At 38.5% G+C, this 17,999-nt stretch carries 14 protein-coding genes and 2 pseudogenes; 8 read left to right on the forward strand and 8 right to left on the reverse strand.

What is annotated here, in order from left to right:
* Window positions 1–67 precede the first annotated feature (67 nt).
* The 5 genes and pseudogenes from HJG58_RS09015 (at window position 68) to rtcA (ending at window position 4,728) form a co-directional block, all read left to right on the forward strand.
* The gene (locus HJG58_RS09015) at window positions 68–1,042 is read left to right on the forward strand and encodes a ribonuclease Z (RefSeq protein WP_170248633.1); all 975 of its coding nucleotides are present in this window, start codon (window positions 68–70) and stop codon (window positions 1,040–1,042) included.
* 255 nt (window positions 1,043–1,297) lie between these two features.
* Window positions 1,298–2,566, forward strand: coding sequence for an RtcB family protein (locus HJG58_RS09020; protein ID WP_170248634.1), 1,269 nt, complete (start codon window positions 1,298–1,300; stop codon window positions 2,564–2,566).
* Between the two features lie 2 nt (window positions 2,567–2,568).
* Window positions 2,569–2,951: pseudogene (locus tag HJG58_RS09025) on the forward strand (DUF7684 family protein).
* 13 nt (window positions 2,952–2,964) lie between these two features.
* Window positions 2,965–3,423, forward strand: coding sequence for a DIP1984 family protein (locus HJG58_RS09030; RefSeq protein WP_170248635.1), 459 nt, complete (start codon window positions 2,965–2,967; stop codon window positions 3,421–3,423).
* A gap of 258 nt (window positions 3,424–3,681) precedes the next feature.
* Entirely contained in the window at window positions 3,682–4,728 is a 1,047-nt protein-coding gene (rtcA, locus tag HJG58_RS09035; RefSeq protein ID WP_170248636.1) for an RNA 3'-terminal phosphate cyclase, read from the forward strand.
* Window positions 4,729–4,764: 36 nt separating this feature from the next.
* On the opposite strand, the gene HJG58_RS09040 is transcribed toward rtcA, so the two are convergent.
* The 4 genes from HJG58_RS09040 to pheA form a co-directional block, all read right to left on the reverse strand.
* Window positions 4,765–6,225, reverse strand: coding sequence for an aminoacyl-histidine dipeptidase (locus HJG58_RS09040; protein ID WP_170248637.1), 1,461 nt, complete (start codon window positions 6,223–6,225; stop codon window positions 4,765–4,767).
* A 168-nt stretch (window positions 6,226–6,393) separates the two neighbouring features.
* Window positions 6,394–6,777, reverse strand: a complete 384-nt coding sequence (locus HJG58_RS09045) for a hypothetical protein (protein ID WP_044100993.1) — start codon at window positions 6,775–6,777, stop codon at window positions 6,394–6,396.
* A 127-nt stretch (window positions 6,778–6,904) separates the two neighbouring features.
* On the reverse strand, window positions 6,905–9,151 hold the full coding sequence (locus tag HJG58_RS09050; protein ID WP_216076553.1) for a bifunctional prephenate dehydrogenase/3-phosphoshikimate 1-carboxyvinyltransferase: 2,247 nt from the start codon (window positions 9,149–9,151) through the stop codon (window positions 6,905–6,907).
* A 107-nt stretch (window positions 9,152–9,258) separates the two neighbouring features.
* The gene (gene pheA, locus HJG58_RS09055; RefSeq protein ID WP_002049199.1) at window positions 9,259–10,368 is read right to left on the reverse strand and encodes a prephenate dehydratase; all 1,110 of its coding nucleotides are present in this window, start codon (window positions 10,366–10,368) and stop codon (window positions 9,259–9,261) included.
* Between the two features lie 183 nt (window positions 10,369–10,551).
* Here pheA and HJG58_RS09060 point away from each other — a divergent pair, with 183 nt between their 5' ends.
* Together HJG58_RS09060 and HJG58_RS09065 are read left to right on the forward strand one after the other, a co-directional pair.
* Entirely contained in the window at window positions 10,552–11,496 is a 945-nt protein-coding gene (locus HJG58_RS09060; protein ID WP_170248639.1) for an alpha/beta hydrolase, read from the forward strand.
* Between the two features lie 108 nt (window positions 11,497–11,604).
* Window positions 11,605–12,230 (forward strand): annotated as a pseudogene (locus HJG58_RS09065) (hypothetical protein).
* 50 nt (window positions 12,231–12,280) lie between these two features.
* Here the strand turns inward: HJG58_RS09065 and HJG58_RS09070 are convergent.
* Together HJG58_RS09070 and HJG58_RS09075 are read right to left on the reverse strand one after the other, a co-directional pair.
* Entirely contained in the window at window positions 12,281–13,426 is a 1,146-nt protein-coding gene (locus HJG58_RS09070) for an acyl-CoA dehydrogenase family protein (RefSeq protein WP_002118240.1), read from the reverse strand.
* A gap of 163 nt (window positions 13,427–13,589) precedes the next feature.
* A complete protein-coding gene (locus HJG58_RS09075) occupies window positions 13,590–14,948 on the reverse strand; it encodes a dicarboxylate/amino acid:cation symporter (RefSeq protein WP_002118145.1) in 1,359 nt (452 codons plus the stop codon).
* Window positions 14,949–15,451: 503 nt separating this feature from the next.
* Between HJG58_RS09075 and HJG58_RS09080 the strand changes: the two genes are divergently transcribed.
* Window positions 15,452–16,465, forward strand: coding sequence for a glycosyl transferase family protein (locus tag HJG58_RS09080; protein WP_170248640.1), 1,014 nt, complete (start codon window positions 15,452–15,454; stop codon window positions 16,463–16,465).
* Window positions 16,466–16,666: 201 nt separating this feature from the next.
* Here HJG58_RS09080 and HJG58_RS09085 read toward each other — a convergent pair whose 3' ends face one another.
* Together HJG58_RS09085 and HJG58_RS09090 are read right to left on the reverse strand one after the other, a co-directional pair.
* Window positions 16,667–16,939: a YeaC family protein gene (locus tag HJG58_RS09085; protein ID WP_002118245.1), complete on the reverse strand. Its 273-nt coding sequence runs from the start codon at window positions 16,937–16,939 to the stop codon at window positions 16,667–16,669.
* On the reverse strand, window positions 16,936–17,844 hold the full coding sequence (locus HJG58_RS09090) for an NAD(+) kinase (protein WP_005073476.1): 909 nt from the start codon (window positions 17,842–17,844) through the stop codon (window positions 16,936–16,938). The genes HJG58_RS09085 and HJG58_RS09090 overlap by 4 nt, the downstream gene beginning before the upstream one ends.
* Between the last annotated feature and the right edge of the window lie 155 nt (window positions 17,845–17,999).

The following is a 17,999-nucleotide window of genomic DNA, read 5'->3' on the forward strand; positions in this document are numbered from 1 at the left end:
AATTTCTATAAAATTTTATAAGTGTCTATAATATACAATACGCATTTGACCAAACAATTCCAAGAATATGCTTCATTTTACTTTTTTAGGCACGTCTTCAGGTGTACCGACCCTGACACGTAATGTTTCAGGATTAGCAGTTCGTAACAGCAAAAATAAGGACTGGGTTTTAATTGATGCTGGCGAAGGGACACAGCATCGCATTCAACAAGCCAAACTTTCACTACAAAACCTAGTTGCCATTTGTATTACACATGTTCACGGCGACCATTGTTATGGTCTAGTTGGTTTATTGGCAAGTGCAGGCATGAATGCCCGTAGCAAACCCTTAATCGTGATTGCACCGAAAGAAATTCAGCAATGGTTTGAAATCACTGCCCAACTTACAGATTTACATTTACCCTATTCCCTTCAATTTATTGATGTGAATGAAGCAACGCAGCCACAACAGATCACTGACGAATTCATTGTTCAAGCACATCCACTAAGCCATCGTGTTCCAAGTTTTGCTTTTAGCATTTACATCAAATCGATTCAGAAGAAGTTAGATACCAAAGCTCTAACTCAGCTTGGCGTACCTCAAGGAGATATGTGGGGCCATTTGAAACGAGGCTACAATATTGAATTTGAGGGACAAACTTTAAAAGCTCAAGACTTTAACAAAATTCAAAATCACCAAGTTCATGCAATTATAGGTGGTGATAATGACCAACCAGAACTATTAGTTGATGCTTGCAAAGATGCTCAACTCCTTATTCACGAATCGACTTATTTGCAAACGGTTTTAGATAAAGTCGGCAAAGGTCCAATGCATAGCTCAGCAAAAATGGTGGCTGAATTTGCAGAACAGCAATCTTTAAGCAATTTAATTCTGACGCATTTTAGCCCCCGACATCAGGATAAAGCTGGGCAGCAAGCTATTACTGAAGAAGTTCGTCAGTTTTATAAAGGTCATTTTTATTTAGCAAATGATTTTGATGAATTTACTTTAAGTGAAGCTGGACAGCTTTTAAAAGTCGATAAAAATGAGAAGACCCATTAAATAAATATATCCAAAAAGATATTTAAATATATTTTTAGATATCTTTTAAATATTAAAATTTCCAACAGAAATTAGTTACACAGAAAGAATAATTATTTTTATATCTTACTTTCAATAACTTATATTTTAAATTAAGTGTATTTTTAAAAGTTGGCACACTCAGTGCAATAGTACAAAGCACACAACATCATTCGGATATTGTGAATAACACCTGCCTGCAAACGCTTGGCAGGCAGGCTTTGAAAGGAAAAGAAAATGTCTGTCATTGAAGAAATTAACCAACAAGCTCAGTTTGAACAAAAGCAGCAACAACGTTCTTATGAAGTTCTGCAAAATGAAAAAAGTATGCCAGTCAAAATGTGGACTAAAGGCGTGCTTGTTGATGACAACTCAAAACAACAATTATTACAAACAGCTCAAATGCCTTTTATTTATAAATGGATGGCTGTTATGCCAGATGTACACTTTGGTTTAGGAGCAACTATTGGTAGCGTAATTCCAACTAAAGGGGCAATTATTCCTGCTGCCGTGGGTGTAGATATTGGTTGTGGAATGATGGCAACCCGTACAAGCTTAACTGCTTCAGATTTACCAGATAACTTACATGCTCTACGTAGTGAACTTGAACGATTAATTCCCCATGGAATGACTAAGCGCGGACGTGATCGTGGTTCATGGGAAACTCCACCAGAAATGGTAGATCAAGCTTGGGCTGATCTGGTTGCAGATTTTGAATATATTTGCGCAAAACACCCACGTTTAAAAAACACCAACAACCGCAAACATTTGGGAACTTTAGGTACTGGAAACCACTTTGTAGAAATCTGTTTAGATGAGCATGATTATGTCTGGATTATGTTGCACTCAGGTTCTCGTGGTGTAGGAAATGCTATCGGTAATCATTTTATTGAACTTGCACGTAAAGACATGCAGAAACATTTCATTAATTTGCCAAATAAAGATTTAGCATACCTAGTAGAAGGAACTGAACACTTTGATGATTACTGGTTTGCGGTAGGTTGGGCTCAACGCTTTGCGATGAAGAACCGAGAAATCATGATGCAATCTGCGATTAAAGCCTTGGCTACTATTGTACCAAAGCCTTTTCAAGCACGTTTGGAAGCAGTGAACTGTCACCATAACTATGTGGAAAAGGAAGAACACTACGGTGAAGAAGTGATGGTCACCCGTAAAGGTGCAGTCCGTGTGCGTCTAGGTGAATACGGAATTATTCCAGGTTCAATGGGTGCGAAATCGTTTATTGTCCGCGGGCTTGGAAATCAGGAGGCTTTCTGCTCATGTTCGCATGGTGCAGGCCGTGTTATGAGCCGTACTGAAGCAAAACGACGCTTTACTGTTGAAGATCAAATTGCCCAAACTGAAGGTGTGGAATGCCGTAAAGATGCCGCAGTTATTGATGAAATTCCATCAGCATATAAACCAATTGAGGATGTAATGAAAGCTCAAAGTGATTTGGTTGAGGTGGTTTATACATTAAGACAAGTGGTGTGTGTTAAAGGGTGATCATGGAAAAATATTGTTTAGATATTCGAAGCTATAGAATCAGGGCAATGAAGAAAAGCATCTGATTCTACCTGAACAACCGTATTACATCATCTTGGTTGTGAAGACTGATGAAATTCTGCCTAAATGGCGTAATTGGATCTGTGAGCAGATTGTCTATTCAAAACACTGTATTCAAGCAATGGTTACAGAATATGAGTGTTCTGTTTGGGATGATGTTCTAGATGAAGAGTATCTATTTTTTCATAACTATCAACCACCAGCCGATCATTGCTTCATGACAACTTGGCATGAAGATGAAACTTTAGAAGACATTACTGAATGTGCAAAATTTAGTATGCAATTGGAAGATATTTCGAACTTAGTCATTCTACATATTGAATAATAGGTAAATAAAAATGAAACTCGCAGAAGCACTTTTACTGCGAAGCGATCAACAAAAAAAGCTCGCTTCGTTAAAACAACGTATCAATGCCAATGTATTGATACAAGATGGCGATGAGCCTAGTGAAGACCCTAATGAACTCATCAAACAGGTGTTTGCTTTAACCCAAGAAAGCAATCAATTGATTTGTCGTATTCATTTGACCAATGCGCAAGCAAAACTGGAAGATGGCAAAGTATTATTGTCTCTATTAAGCTTGCGTGATAGTTATGCTGAACAGCATAAGATTTTAATAGATGCGATTACCAATACGCATCGAGAACCTGATCGTTATAGCTCACGTGAAATTAAGTGGAAGAAAGTCATTCCTGTTTCTAGCTTACAAAAGCAGGCGGATGATATCAGTGCGAAATTGCGTGATTTAAATATCAAAATTCAAGCTGCCAACTGGCAGATCGATTTAGTTGAGTAAACAACAAATTTTGTGAATTTAGTTCACAATCAAAGTTTGGGCATACTGGGCGAGTACAAGATCCTGCGTTACTCCGATCTGAGGGATTGAAAATAATTCAGGCGGCTATGGCAGCATGTGAGCCGTGCATCGATATTCACTTATCAGGCTCAGCACTACGCACCTAGCAAACCTTTGTCGAAAGCAAAGTCACGCGTTACTTCGCATTACCATGTACTGACAGTATGTTCATTAAATTAGAAAATAAGGAAAATAGAAGTGAATAAAGCTTTGGCAAATATGCCAAGAACCATTCAAATTGATGGTTCAAAAGGTGAAGGCGGTGGGCAGATTTTAAGAACTGCCCTTGCCCTTTCAATGATTACAGGTCAGGCATTTGAATTAATTAATATACGTGCGGGACGAAAAAAACCAGGCTTAATGCGTCAGCATTTGGTCTGTGTTCAAGCATCTCAACAAATTAGCCAAGCTTATGTGGAAGGTGCTGAATTACACAGCCAACGGTTATATTTCGTACCTCAACATGTTCAAAGTGGAAAATATCAATTTCAAATCGGTTCCGCAGGTAGTACAACACTGGTTTTACAAACTCTTCTACCTGTTTTGTTATTACAAAATCAAGCCTCTGAGCTTATCATTTCAGGTGGCACACATAACCCGCTTGCACCAACGGCAGATTTTATTGAACAGTGCTTTTTACCTGCTCTAACAAAAATTGGAATTCACGTCGATTTTAAATTAAATAAAGCAGGCTTCTTTCCAATTGGTGCAGGTGAAATTCAGGTTATTGTTCAGCCATGGCAACATCGCAACAAACTGAATTTATTAGATCGTGGTGCTTTGCAATGTACCGAGGCTTTTGCAGCCATCCTGAACCTTTCAGAAGAAGCGCAAATTGCACAACGAGAATTAGCGACTTTAAATAAAAGACTGAAATTGGATACACAAAAGCAATTTCAACTGAATGGAATCAGCCAAGGCAATACGGTGTATATCAAACTTGAACATAAGCATCATACCCAGCTATTTACCTCTTTAGGCGAAATGCGAAAAAGTGCAGAACAAATTGCCAATCATTTGGCTGAACAAGTGAAGCAATATATGAAATCTAATGCTGCTGTGGATGAGTATTTAGCAGATCAGTTGTTATTGCCTTTGGCCTTAGGTCAAGGTGGTGAGTTCACCGCACAATGTATTAGCGAACACACTCGCACTCAAGCAGCTATGATTGAAAAATTTATTGATTGTGAAATCGAATTTATCGAGTTAGGTAAAAATCATTTTCATGTAAAGGTCAAAGTTTAAGAAGCTCATAACTGAGCTTCTTATTTCTTAAAAAAATTACTCTACAGATGCCAAAGCAGTTACTAGTAACTTCCAGCATTTATCTACAGTATCAACTTTTACTCGTTCACCCGGTGCATGCGCACCTTGGATATCTGGTCCAAATGAAACCATCTGTAAATGTGGGTAATGTTCAGCAATAATCCCACACTCTAAGCCTGCATGAATCACTTTAAGATTTGGCTCAATGTTAAATGCCTTTTGATAGGCCTGCTGTAAGCACTTTAGAGCAGCCGAATCTGGATTTGGTGTCCAACCCGAAACTAAGGGTGTGAGTGGAGAAGCAATATTAAATTGACTAAAATGTGCCTGAATTTTTTCTGCAAAATCTTGAGCTTCTTGATTCACCATTGAGCGAACCATTAAAACAGCTTTTCCACCTTCTCGATTTAGTTTTACGACCCCAATATTATTTGAAGTCTCAACTACATCTGGTAAAGCTTGACTCATACTTGCAACGCCATAAGGACTTGTTGCTAAAGCTTGCAACCACTCGTTTTGCTGTGGTTGAGCAATCACTTCGGTCACTTCAGCACTATTAGGCTGAATAGTTAATTGCAGATTGTCATCAACACCTTGTAGCTGTTTTTTCCATGCTGTTTGATATTCATCGATTAATTTTTCTAATTCAGGCAATTGGTTAGATGAAATTGCAATAGTCGCTACAGCTTCTCTCGGTAAAGCATTACGGGCCGTACCACCTGTAAATTCAACAAGGTGTCCACCAAGCTTTGCTAAATACTCATTTAAAAAGCGGGCCAGAATAACGTTGGCATTACCACGTCCTAAATGAATATCTACACCAGAGTGACCACCTTTAAGACCCGCAACCTGAATATTCACAATGTTCAGATTTTCAGGGATTGGTTCATAAGTAAGTGGTTGTTCTACTTCAACATCAATACTTCCAGCACAGCCAAGATATAACTGCCCCCACTCTTCTGTATCAATATTAAATAACCATTTCCCTTTTAGGATCCCAGACTCTAAAAGCCGTGCACCACTCATCCCTGCTTCTTCATCAACTGTTAGAAGAACTTCAATTGGGCCATGAGCAATATCATTTGAGTCTAAAACTGCTAAAGCTAAGGCCACCCCAATGCCATTATCAGCACCTAAAGTAGTGTCTTTGGCAATTAGCCAACCATCCTCAAGAACTGGACGAATCGGGTCTTTAAAGAAGTCATGTACCGTACCAGTATTGGCTTGTGTAACCATATCTAAATGGCCCTGAAGAATAACTCCAGACACATGTTCTTTACCCGCAGTCGCATCTTTACGGATAATCAAATTTCCTACTTCATCTACATAAGTTTCTAGATTCCGACTTTTAGCCCAGTTCTGTAAAAACTCTCGAAGCTGCTGTTCATGCTTCGATGGACGAGGAATAGTGCAAAGTGTTTGAAAATGCTGCCAAACCACTTGAGGAGATAACGCTGCAATATTAACTTGTGTCATGAAAACCACACTCTAATTATGTAAATATCTTAATAATTTCAATATACACAATGCATTAAAGATAGGTAGGGATTTCGGGAAAGATTTTGTATTTTTATCTTAATCTAAAGAGATCGTACGACTTTCTAAAAAGCCGCACTTCATAAAAAGCTCTTAAAACAATATATTTTAGCTTTTCCACTCAAATGCTGAAAAGCTATGATCGGCTTTCAAGCTATTTTCAACTGCCTGTGCAAGCTGACGAATAATACTTTGTGTTTCGATTTTCTCAAACCAATCTTGTTCTTCATCTGGATTGGCAGAGATTTCACACATCAAATGCCCATCATGGTCTGTTTTCTGGCAAGTAATCGATAATGGCAAAAGATGATTATCAATACTCACTTCTACTTTTTCATGTTCATGCACAATATGCTGTGCATCGAAGCCATAATGCCCCAATTGTTTAAACAGTAAAGCCGCTACATATTCTTGAGTGATATGGCATTCATTTGGTGGATGATCAAGCACCCCATGTTGCGGGCAACTGGCAATAAATTGTAATTTTTTCATCCTTTGTCCTAACACTTTTATCATTATCTGCACTTAGCATAAGCAATAAACAAACAGCAGCCAAGCCTTTAGCCCGCTGCTGCCGTTGCTATTGTGTTAGCAATTATAAAATGTGTTAGGTCAAAAGTTATTGGCTAACTTCGATTGTTAAACCTGCACGATTCGCCAACTCAGTGAAAGTTGGGAAGCTTGTCGCCACAGTTTCAGTACCATGAATTGTAATCGGACCAGAATTACGAAGACCTGCCATGCTAAAACTCATCGCAATACGGTGGTCATGGTGTGATTCGATTTCACCGCCAGCAAAGATTGGTGACCAATCGCCAGATTTGCCTTTACCTTCGATAATAATGCCATCATCAGTTGGTGTGCAGTCAATGCCCATGATTTTTAAACCATCTGCCATGACCTGAATACGGTCAGACTCTTTCACACGAAGTTCCGCCGCACCAGTTAATACTGTTTGCCCTTCGGCACACGCTGCTGCAATAAACAAAGCTGGGAATTCATCAATTGCTAAAGGTACTTGGTCTTCAGGCATATGGATGCCTTTAAGCGTGCGTGAACCTTTAATATGAATATCAGCAATAGGTTCACCACCGGCAATACGTTCATTTTCAACGGTCAGGTCAGCACCCATCTGTTTTAAAATTTCAATTACGCCTGTACGTGTTGGATTAATACCTACAGCTTCAAGAACAACATCGGAACCTTCTGTAATTGCAGCACCCACCATAAAGAAAGCAGCAGATGAAATATCAGATGGAACTTGAATATTAGTACCTACTAATTTTCCGCCACCAACAAGAGAAATCTTATTTCCTTCGGTTTTAACATCATAACCAAAAGCACGAAGCATGCGCTCTGTGTGGTCACGAGTTGGTTCTGGCTCAGTTACCGAAGTTTCACCTTCAGCCCATAGGCCCGCAAGTAAAATACCCGACTTCACCTGAGCAGATGCCATTGGCAAGTCGTATTGAATACCTTTTAATTGCTGGCTACCCGTAATGCTGACAGGTGGTGTACCTTTCTCACCTGTTGTCTGGATTTGTGCGCCCATTAAACGCAATGGCTTAGCAATACGCTCCATTGGACGTTTAGAAAGTGATGCATCACCTGTCATTACTGAATCAAATTTTTGTGCAGATAACATACCTGAAAGCAAACGCATGCTGGTTCCAGAGTTACCCATATACAAGGCACTCGCTGGTGCTTTTAAACCATGCATGCCTACACCATGAATGGTCACTTCACCATTCTTCGGGCCTTGAATGCTTACACCCATATCACGGAAAGCTTGCAAAGTCGCCAAAGCATCTTCACCTTCAAGGAAACCAGTGACATGAGTCGTGCCTTCTGCAATAGCACCAAACATAATGGAGCGATGTGACACAGATTTGTCACCCGGTACGGTAAATTTACCTTTAAATGCCTTATTTCCCGGTAAGATACTGAATTGCTGTGTCACCTTATTTTTCTCCATTAAAGGTTTTTTGGCTAACATATGATTGAAATGTTGACGTGCTGCCTGAGCATGGCCGAGTAAACCCATTAATGCATGAGAATCTTCGTTTTCAATCAGTTTTCTAAGTACGGTAAGTTGCTTTTCAAAGCCATCTACAGCATTTAATATCGCTGTTTTATTGGCAAAGAAAATGTCATGCCACATTTGTGGATCACTAGCTGCAATCCGTGAAAAGTCACGGAAACCACCTGCTGCATAACGGAAAATATCAAGGTTATCTTCTCGGTTTGCAAGTTGCTCAACCAAATTAAATGCCATCAAGTGCGGTAAGTGACTTGTATGTGCTAAAACTTCATCGTGCTTGGCAACATCCATACAAATAACTTCAGCCTTAGCAGCTGACCAAAGTTGAATCAGTTTCTCAACTGCCCATTTTGCGCTTGTTGGTAATGGCGTTAAAATAACTTTGTGATTTGCAAATAAATCAACCTTACCTGCATGAACGCCCGTATGCTCACTACCAGCAATAGGATGTCCTGGTACAAAACCTGCTGGTAAATCTTCACCAAATACAGCTTTTGCTGCATCAACAACATTACCTTTTGTACTTCCCACATCTGTTAAAACCGTGCTTTCTGACAAATAAGGCTTAATTTGCTCAAGCACTTTTTGTGTCGCACGTACTGGCAAGGCTAAAACAACTAAATCTGCCCCTTTCACAGCCTCTACAGGATCAGAAAATCCTTCTTGTATTAAGCCAAGTGATTTTGCATCTTCTAAAGTTTTCTGTGAGCGTGTAGAAGCCACAATAGTTGTCGCTAACTTTTCGGCAACAATAACCCGTGCCAAACTCGACCCGATGAGTCCTAAACCAATAAATGCAACTTTTTTAAATAGGGGTTGTGACATAACTTCAACTTTGCTTTTGCTCAACGTTATTTAATCCTTTGAGCAATTTGTTTTTAAGCATAATGACATGCCCATCTTGATGCATGTCATTATTCCAACATGATTAATTAGAGAACGGCAGCAGGATAAGAACCTAAAATACGAAGCTCTTTTACCATTGGACGAATATCATTGATTGCCGCAGCAACATTCTCTTGATCGATATGGCCTTCCAAATCGATAAAGAATACATATGCCCACTTTTCAGGTAATGCTGGACGAGTTTCAATACTTGTTAAGCTAATATTATGTTTTGCAAACGGCGCTAAAATTTCTAATAAAGCACCAGCACGGTCATGTGCTGAAATTAATAATGAAGTTTTGTCATTGCCACTTTGTGGAATTTTTTCACGGCCAATGACTAAGAAACGAGTGGTATTTTCCGGATTATCTTCAATATTGCTATGCAAGATTTCAAGGTTATACATACCTGCTGCAATATCAGATGCAATTGCTGCTGAGTGCCATTCGTTGCGAATACGGCGTGCAGCTTCTGCATTTGAGTTTAAGGCAACACGTTCAACACCCGGATAATGCGCATCTAACCACTGACGACATTGAGCCAAAGTTTGCTGGTGGGCATAAATCTGTTTAATACTGTCTTTACGTGTATTTTCAGACACTAGGAATTGATGATGAATACGCAATTCAACTTCACCAATCACATTTAAATTCGATGTTTTAAAACAATCTAAAGTATGGTTCACAATACCTTCAGATGAGTTTTCAACTGGGACTACACCATAATGTGCACTACCTGCTTCTACTTCACGGAACACTTCATCAATAGTTGGTAATGGACGAACTACTGCATCTTTACCAAAGTGTTTAAGAACAGCAGATTGAGTAAAAGTCCCTTCCGGTCCTAAAAATGCAATACTTTGCGGAGCTTCCAAAGCAAGGCAAGCAGACATAATTTCACGGAACAAACGCGCCATGGTTACATCAGACAAAGGACCTTGGTTGCGCTCCATGACTTTGCGTAAAACTTGTGCTTCACGTTCAGGACGATAAAACAGAGGATTCTCTTCGGAAGCAAATTTAGCTTTTGCAACAGCTTCAGCAAGGCTTGCACGTCGATTTAATAATTCTTGAATCTGTTGATCTACACTATCAATATCTTCGCGAATTTGTTCTAAACTAAGAGAAGTCGTTTTGTTTTGATCATCGTTGATCATTAGAATGCAGCCTCAGTAAAATCATCTTTTAAACGAGAGTATAACAATAGTCTGCTTTGATTTGTTAGGCAATATAGCTGTAAGAGCTTTTTTCATTAACCTTTTTGCTCACATTTCTTGATCACTTTATTTGATAATGATTTTCATTTATCATTTGCATAATAAATTTTATTATCGTCCATTATGCAAAAATCATTTTTCCTTTTATCTACTAGTTTTTTATCGAGTACTTTAATAAGCTGCTCTGCCTTCGCCGAAATGCCCATACAAAATCAACAAAAAATCGATTTTCAAAATAATCAGGCACAATTTCAAATCAAATCTAAAAATACAGCCCATGATTATCTTGTTCAAATTTATAAACCGCCTGTCGCCCCACCCCAACATGGTTATCCAGTACTTTATATATTAGATGGAAATGCTACGTTTCCAAGTGCTACCAATATTGCTCAGTCGATTGGCGCTGGTTCTACTAAATTAGGACTAGATCCACTCATGATCGTAGCAGTTGGTTACCCTCAGCAAAAAACCTTTGATGTGCAAAAGCGTGCTTATGATTACACTCCAAAACCTTCTGCTGAATTTCAAGCACAAGGTAAATATAAATATGGGGGCGCTGATCAGTTTATTGCTTTTTTAAATAGCGAACTCAAGCCTACAATTGCAAAACAATTTCCGATTAATAGCCAACAGCAAAGTCTTTATGGACATTCTTTTGGAGGTTTGTTTGTGCTTTATCATTTTTTTCAAAAGCCAAATGCATTTCAGCGTTACTTTGCTGCAAGCCCTTCTCTCTGGTTTGACCAAGGCATGTTATTTCAGAAGTTAAATCATTGGCAAAGTCAGAAACCAAATCATTCCCCTTTCCTCATGACCACAGTCGGTACACATGAGCAAGGTGGCCCTCACACTCAACTTAACAATAAATTTAATGAAGCAGATTTCTTTAAAGCTTTAGAAAATAAACGTTCAAACCAATTTAGTTATTGGCATTTTTATAACCCTGCTGAACAACACATTACAAATTTGTATGCGAGCTTGCCTAAAGCACTTATGTTTGCTTCATGTCAAAATTTAGAAAGCTGTAAATCTTTATTTGATGGGCCTTTGCAGCAGCCAGCCAAGTAAAAACATAATTACATTTAAAGATGATTATTTCGTTGTTCTTAAAGATAGTCCTCTTAATGTATAGATTGGTTATACTGACCCAATATGTCATAACAACAGTAAAATAGAATGAATAAAATTATTGTTTTAGGCTTACTGGGTATTACAAGTTTTAGTTTAACGGCTTGTGGCGGTTGTCCCTTAATCGCAGGATGCAATGGTAGGGATAATTCTCCGTACTATATGACGACTGTCGGTAATCAAGTTCGTGGCATTCCAATCCCACCTCAAACCAAGCTGACCTATAAGTCGCAACATTTCAGACAAAATTTGAGCAAATACATGCTTTAAAAGAGAAAAATTTATCAGGTATCTATTTACCACCAGATACAGCAATCATTTGGGGCGGTATGCCAGTAGACAAGTTTATACAGTTTTCTAATCCTGAAATGAAAGGATTTTCAGTCTATCCAGCACGAGGATTTAAAGCAGAATTATCAAATGAGTTTTTACGTTTATGGAAAAGCTGTGAAAGTGATTTAAACATTAACTTAAAGAATCCAAATGACTGGTCATTTAATCCTGAAAATATGAAAATAACGGGTTGTGGTGTCGTCTTTCAAGAACGTAGTAAATACACCGAAGATTCATTTCATCAAGATGAAGCTGATGAGTTTTTAAGAAAGATGAATCATGCATTACAGCAATTACCGAAACAACAAGACTATCCTGTCATTCATCAAACTAACAAATAGGTAATATAAAAAAGCCTACTCAAAGGTAGGCTTTTTTTAAATCTATTTAATTAGGCTTTGCCAATTAATCCACGCGCTACGATTTCTTTCATAATTTCATTTGTACCACCGTAAATACGTTGAATACGTGCATCTACAAAGAAACGTGAAATTGGATATTCAGTCATATAACCATAACCACCAAAGAGTTGCAGCAAGTTATCTGCGACTTTCATTTGCATGTCAGTGCTAAAACTTTTAAGCGCTGCCGCAGTTTCCACATCTAGCTTGCCTTCTTGATATAGAGCAACGTTTCTCTCATAGAAAGCAGCCGTAGCAAGCTCATCAATTTTTGCTTGTGCTAAAACAAAACGCGTATTTTGGAACTGTGAAATAGGTTGGCCAAATGCATGACGTTCTTTTACATAAGCCGTTGCCAAATCAATTGCACCACGAATAGCGCCAATTGCGGTAGATGCAATAGCTGTACGTTCACGTGGTAACTCTTGCATTAAATAAGCAAAGCCTTGTCCAGCTTGACCGAGTAACTGGTTTTTAGGAACTTTAACATTGTCAAAAAATAGCTCAGATGTGTCTTGAGAATGCAGACCGATTTTGTCGAGGTTGGTACCTTTCTTAAAGCCTTCCAGATGAGTATCTGCCAATAATAACGACACCCCTTTCGCACGCGCTTGAGGATCAGTTTTTACTGCAAGCACCACAAGGTCAGCATGTTGTCCATTTGAAATAAATGTTTTTGAGCCATTTAATAAATAATGGTCATCTTGCAAAATGGCGCTAGTACGCATTGATTGTAAATCCGAGCCTGCTCCAGGTTCAGTCATACCAATTGCACCAACCACTTCACCTGTCACCATTTTCGGCAACCAATATTGTTTTTGCTCTTCTGTCCCGATGTGCAAAATATACGGTGCAGCAATTTCAGAGTGGCAAGAAATCGCTGTTGATAATGCACAGAATCCAGCACGTGCCGATTCTTCAACCAACATTAATGAATAATAGGTTGGTACGCCGTAACCACCGTATTCTTCTGGAACATCCACACACAAAAAGCCATTTTCGCCCAGTTGATTCCAGACAGAGCGAGGCATAATTCCTTCGCGTTCCCATTGATCGTATTGCGGTGCAATATGCTCATTCATAAAACGTTTAAAATTATCACGGAATAATTCTAAATCTGCATCGTATGCCAACATAATATTTTCCTTCGGCTTTATTGTTTTATCTAATCTGATTGTTGTGCATGCTAATCATTTTTTAAGCTACTGTCATGACATAGCTGCTCATTAAAACTGTACTTTTCAGTCAGCCAATAAAAAAGGAAGCCCAAGCTTCCTCTTTTATATAGGTTTATTTGAATTAATCTAAACCTTCAGCGACTTGAGGAGTTTTTTGCTCCATCATTTTTCTGTCGACTTCATCTGGATTATTTAAGGCATCATTTAGCTTATCTTTATCTAAAGCACCGACCCATTTTGCAACAACAATCGTTGCTAATGAGTTACCAACAAGGTTAGTTAATGCGCGGGCTTCTGACATGAAACGGTCAATACCTAAAATCAATGCCAGACCTGCCACTGGAATATGTCCTACAGCAGATAAAGTTGCAGCCATAACAATAAAGCCAGAGCCTGTTACACCCGCAGCACCCTTAGATGAAATTAAGAGTACCAACAACAAAGTAATCTGATGTTGAATATCAAGCTGTGTATTTGTTGCCTGAGCAATAAAGATTGCAGCCATAGTCAAATAAATTGACGTACCATCGAGGTTAAATGAATAACCTGTTGGAATAACCAAACCAACTACAGATTTTTCACAACCTGCAATTTCAAGTTTACGTAACATGCGAGGCAAAACAGATTCAGAAGAAGATGTACCAAGTACAATTAATAACTCTTCACGAATCAGGCGAATCATCTTAAGAATACTGAATCCACTAATACGGCTGATTGTACCCAAGATCAAGAAGATAAAGAGTAAGCACGTAATATAGAAGCAGATAATGAGCTGCCCTAATTGTACGAGTGAACCAACGCCATATTTACCGATAGTGAATGCCATTGCACCGAATGCACCAATCGGAGCCAATTTCATGACCATATTCACAATGTTAAAGAACACATGTGCAACTTGATCAATAAATTTTAAAACTGGACGTCCTGCATCACCTAACTTATGTAAAGCAAAACCAAAGAGGATTGCAAAAAGAAGGACTTGTAAGATTTCACCATTTGCAAATGCACCAACCACCGTATCAGGGATAATATGCATTAAGAAATCAATGGTAGATTGTGACTCACCAGAACTGACGTATTTTTGAATGCCCGAAGTATCTAGAGTGGTAGGGTCAACATTCATCCCTACACCCGGTTTAGCAATGTTAATTACAACAAGGCCAATTAGAAGTGCAATTGTTGAAACGATTTCAAAGTATAACAACGCAACGCCGCCAGTTTTTCCGACTGACTTCATGCTTTCCATGCCAGCAATACCGCTTACCACGGTACAGAAAATAACTGGAGCAATGATCATCTTGATCAAACGAATAAAGGCATCACCTAATGGCTTGAGTTTTTCACCTAACCCCGGAATATGCTGTTCGACACCATTGACAATTTGCGTTGAGCTTGGAGAAAAATGCCCTACCAAGATACCCGCAATAATCGCAATAATCACCTGAAAATAAAGTGATTTATAAATCGGTTTTTTAGCCATAACTTTACTTCAATCTATATTTCCAAGTCCGTTGGAAATACCAAAATGAAACGTCTATTCTTTACGAATACACAGCCCTAACCTTTCACATTAACACCGCAAAAGGGAAATGGTTTTTTGTGAACAAAAAACCTTCCTACTACCTCAATGAAAACAAAATAACTGTTTTCTAAAACAGGAGAATACCTGAAGTTTCTAACCACTTTGAGTAGCCAGAAATAACCTCTTACTTTTTCAATAAAAAGCTGAAGATATAGGAGAATCACATAAAATTATGATATGAGTGCTCAAAAAAGCACGGGAAAGTTTACTCGAATTAAATAACGATTCGGTTAATTTTTTAGCTAATACGCATAAAAAACACTCAGGCAGCCTTAAGACTTTAGTATAAGAAACACTTTTGATATTTTTTCAGCAGCTTTTTATGTCATATTGATTAAATACTTGTGGACATTTCATTTTGAGCTGCCTACATCCCATCATTTTTATTGTTTTGAACTACGATGAATACTAAACGTAATATCTATAAAGATGCTGAACATCCCTTTGCTCAATATGTCCGTATTTTAGGTAAGGGGAAAACCGGATCTCGCTCTTTAAGCTATGAAGAAGCCTATCAAGCTTTTACCATGATTTTAAAAGGTGAAGTGCTAGATGTGCAGCTAGGTGCATTTTTAATGCTACTTCGGGTTAAAGAAGAATCGATTGATGAACTTGCAGGGTTTGTGCAAGCGACCAAAGATCAGCTTCATTTTGAACCTTTAGATGTTGATTTAGATTGGTCATCTTATGCGGGTAAGCGCAAACACTATCCATGGTTTTTGTTAGCCGCCCTTACACTTGCCCAGCATGGCCATAAAATTGTTATGCATGGTGCGTCAGGTCACACACTTAACCGTGTTTATACAGAGCAAGTATTAGAATATCTGGGTTATCAAATTTGTCATTCTGAACAAGAAGTCCGTACACAATTAGTAGAGCAAAATTTCGCTTACTTACCACTAGATGTGATTTCACCAGTTTTAAGCGACTTGATATCTCTAAGAAATGTCATGGGATTGCGTTCGCCTATTCATACTTTGGCTCGTTTAATTAATCCTTTTAACGCTAAAGCCACCTTACAAGCAATATTCCACCCTGCTTATAGAACTTCTCACCAACATAGCGCATTACGCTTAGGCTATCAAAATAGTGCCGTTATTAAAGGTGAAGGTGGTGAATTTGAACGAAATCCAGATGCTAAAACGCTGATTTGTGGTATTAAAAATGGTGAGCTTTATGAACATGAGTTGCCAAAGCTCACACCTGAGCGAAGCCCAATTGAAGAAGAATTAGATTTAGCAACATTTAAAGCAGTATGGCTTGGTCAGCAGCACCATGAATATGGAGAAATGGCCGTAACAGAAACCATCGGAATCGCGCTATATACGATGGGAGTTGTTGCTAGCTTTGAAGAAGCGATGCAAAAAGCAAAAGTGTTATGGGAAACACGAAATTTAAGCAATCTTAATTCGTAGTTAACAAATGCTATCGTGAAGGTCGACATGGATGTCGACCGTATCACTGCGATACAGGAAGTATCATCAGTGATACAGAGGATTTTTGGTTACTTTTGATCCTTCAAAAGTAATAAAAGCCTATATTCTATAACTTATGAAAAACATGCTATATAAGGCTGTATGGAATAACCAAAAATAATTTTTCTGTCTTATTAAGTTTTAAACAAAACGAATTGGTTTAAATTCTGGTTCATGCTTGTGATGATCATCATCACACTCTTCACCTTCTTCTTTTGTACCACGGTCAATATAACCGCTACGCTGATCTTCTGGTAAGTTCTTTAACTCCCAAGCGATTACAGCTTGCATACAAGTCTCACGTTGCTCTTTAGTTAAAACAACGCCGTTTGGCCATTTACCAATTTCTACTGCTGTTTTTAACCGCTCCACAATTTCAGGGTTTAAAACAGATAGCATTTGTTCAATATTCATGATTCATCTCTTTGAAAAGATTCAAAATCTTGGTTCCAACCAAGTTTGGTACGGCAGGCCATATAGAAATCATAACCTGGTGGATGTAATAAACTTAGTTTAAATGGGTGTTTACGGATGTGTAAACTGTCTCCAACATTGAGTGAGACACTATGTTGCCCATCTGCACTCACCATTGGTAACACCCGATTTTCGCGAATAACAATTTTAATTTCGCTTTGACCACCGACTACGATGGGACGTGATGACAATGTATGGGGATGCATTGGAACTAATGCAATAGCATCCATACTTGGATGTAAAATTGGACCACCACCTGACAATGCATAAGCCGTTGATCCGGTTGGAGTCGAAACAATTAAACCATCACTATGTTGGCGGTAAACATATTGACCATCAATATTAAGTTCGAAGTCAATCATATGTACTGATTTACCCGAGTGCAAAACCACATCGTTTAAAGCAATGGCGTCATAAATGACTTCACCATTTGTTCTTACTTCCATTTCAAGTAAGAAACGGCGGTCAAGCTGGAAATGCCCTTGAAGTACTTGGTCAAGTTTGAAAATGGCTTCTGAAGGTTTGATATCAGTTAAAAAACCTAACCGCCCGCGGTTGATACCAATAACAGGCGTATTGTAGCGAACTAAAGCTCTAGCAGCATGGAGTAAAGAACCGTCACCTCCAACAACTATGACTAAATCAGCAACTTCACCCAATAAATGACGACTTACTATTTGTGCATGATCATAAGGCACTAATTCAGCAGTTTCCTGATCAAAAATGGGGTTTAAGCCTAGGTTCAACAAATGATCATGAATTAAACATAGTGTTTCTACTACTGATGATTTATCTGGTCGACCGATTAACCCGACGTTTCTGAAGGACTTATGTGAAATTTGCACGAATGAGTAAGCTCCGCTGCGATACTTGGCTATAATAACATTAACCTGATTAATTTAAAAAAACATAACAACAAGATGCTGTAAAATTCAATCTAAGTTTTCCAATTATTCACAGTTTTATCATTGCAAATTGATGACAAGCTATCGCATCATTA

The organism is Acinetobacter geminorum, assembly GCF_013009345.1.
Lineage (GTDB): Bacteria > Pseudomonadota > Gammaproteobacteria > Pseudomonadales > Moraxellaceae > Acinetobacter > Acinetobacter geminorum.

Excerpts from the sequence above, each read along its gene's own strand:
- HJG58_RS09015 (WP_170248633.1), top strand. The coding sequence starts at position 68 with ATGCTTCATTTTACTTTTTTAGGCACGTCTTCAGGTGTACCGACCCTG.
- HJG58_RS09020 (WP_170248634.1), top strand. The coding sequence starts at position 1,298 with ATGTCTGTCATTGAAGAAATTAACCAACAAGCTCAGTTTGAACAAAAG.
- HJG58_RS09030 (WP_170248635.1), top strand. The coding sequence starts at position 2,965 with ATGAAACTCGCAGAAGCACTTTTACTGCGAAGCGATCAACAAAAAAAG.
- HJG58_RS09040 (WP_170248637.1), bottom strand. The coding sequence starts at position 6,225 with ATGACACAAGTTAATATTGCAGCGTTATCTCCTCAAGTGGTTTGGCAG.
- HJG58_RS09045 (WP_044100993.1), bottom strand. The coding sequence starts at position 6,777 with ATGAAAAAATTACAATTTATTGCCAGTTGCCCGCAACATGGGGTGCTT.
- HJG58_RS09050 (WP_216076553.1), bottom strand. The coding sequence starts at position 9,151 with ATGTCACAACCCCTATTTAAAAAAGTTGCATTTATTGGTTTAGGACTC.
- pheA (WP_002049199.1), bottom strand. The coding sequence starts at position 10,368 with ATGATCAACGATGATCAAAACAAAACGACTTCTCTTAGTTTAGAACAA.
- HJG58_RS09060 (WP_170248639.1), top strand. The coding sequence starts at position 10,552 with ATGCAAAAATCATTTTTCCTTTTATCTACTAGTTTTTTATCGAGTACT.
- HJG58_RS09070 (WP_002118240.1), bottom strand. The coding sequence starts at position 13,426 with ATGTTGGCATACGATGCAGATTTAGAATTATTCCGTGATAATTTTAAA.
- HJG58_RS09075 (WP_002118145.1), bottom strand. The coding sequence starts at position 14,948 with ATGGCTAAAAAACCGATTTATAAATCACTTTATTTTCAGGTGATTATT.
- HJG58_RS09080 (WP_170248640.1), top strand. The coding sequence starts at position 15,452 with ATGAATACTAAACGTAATATCTATAAAGATGCTGAACATCCCTTTGCT.
- HJG58_RS09085 (WP_002118245.1), bottom strand. The coding sequence starts at position 16,939 with ATGAATATTGAACAAATGCTATCTGTTTTAAACCCTGAAATTGTGGAG.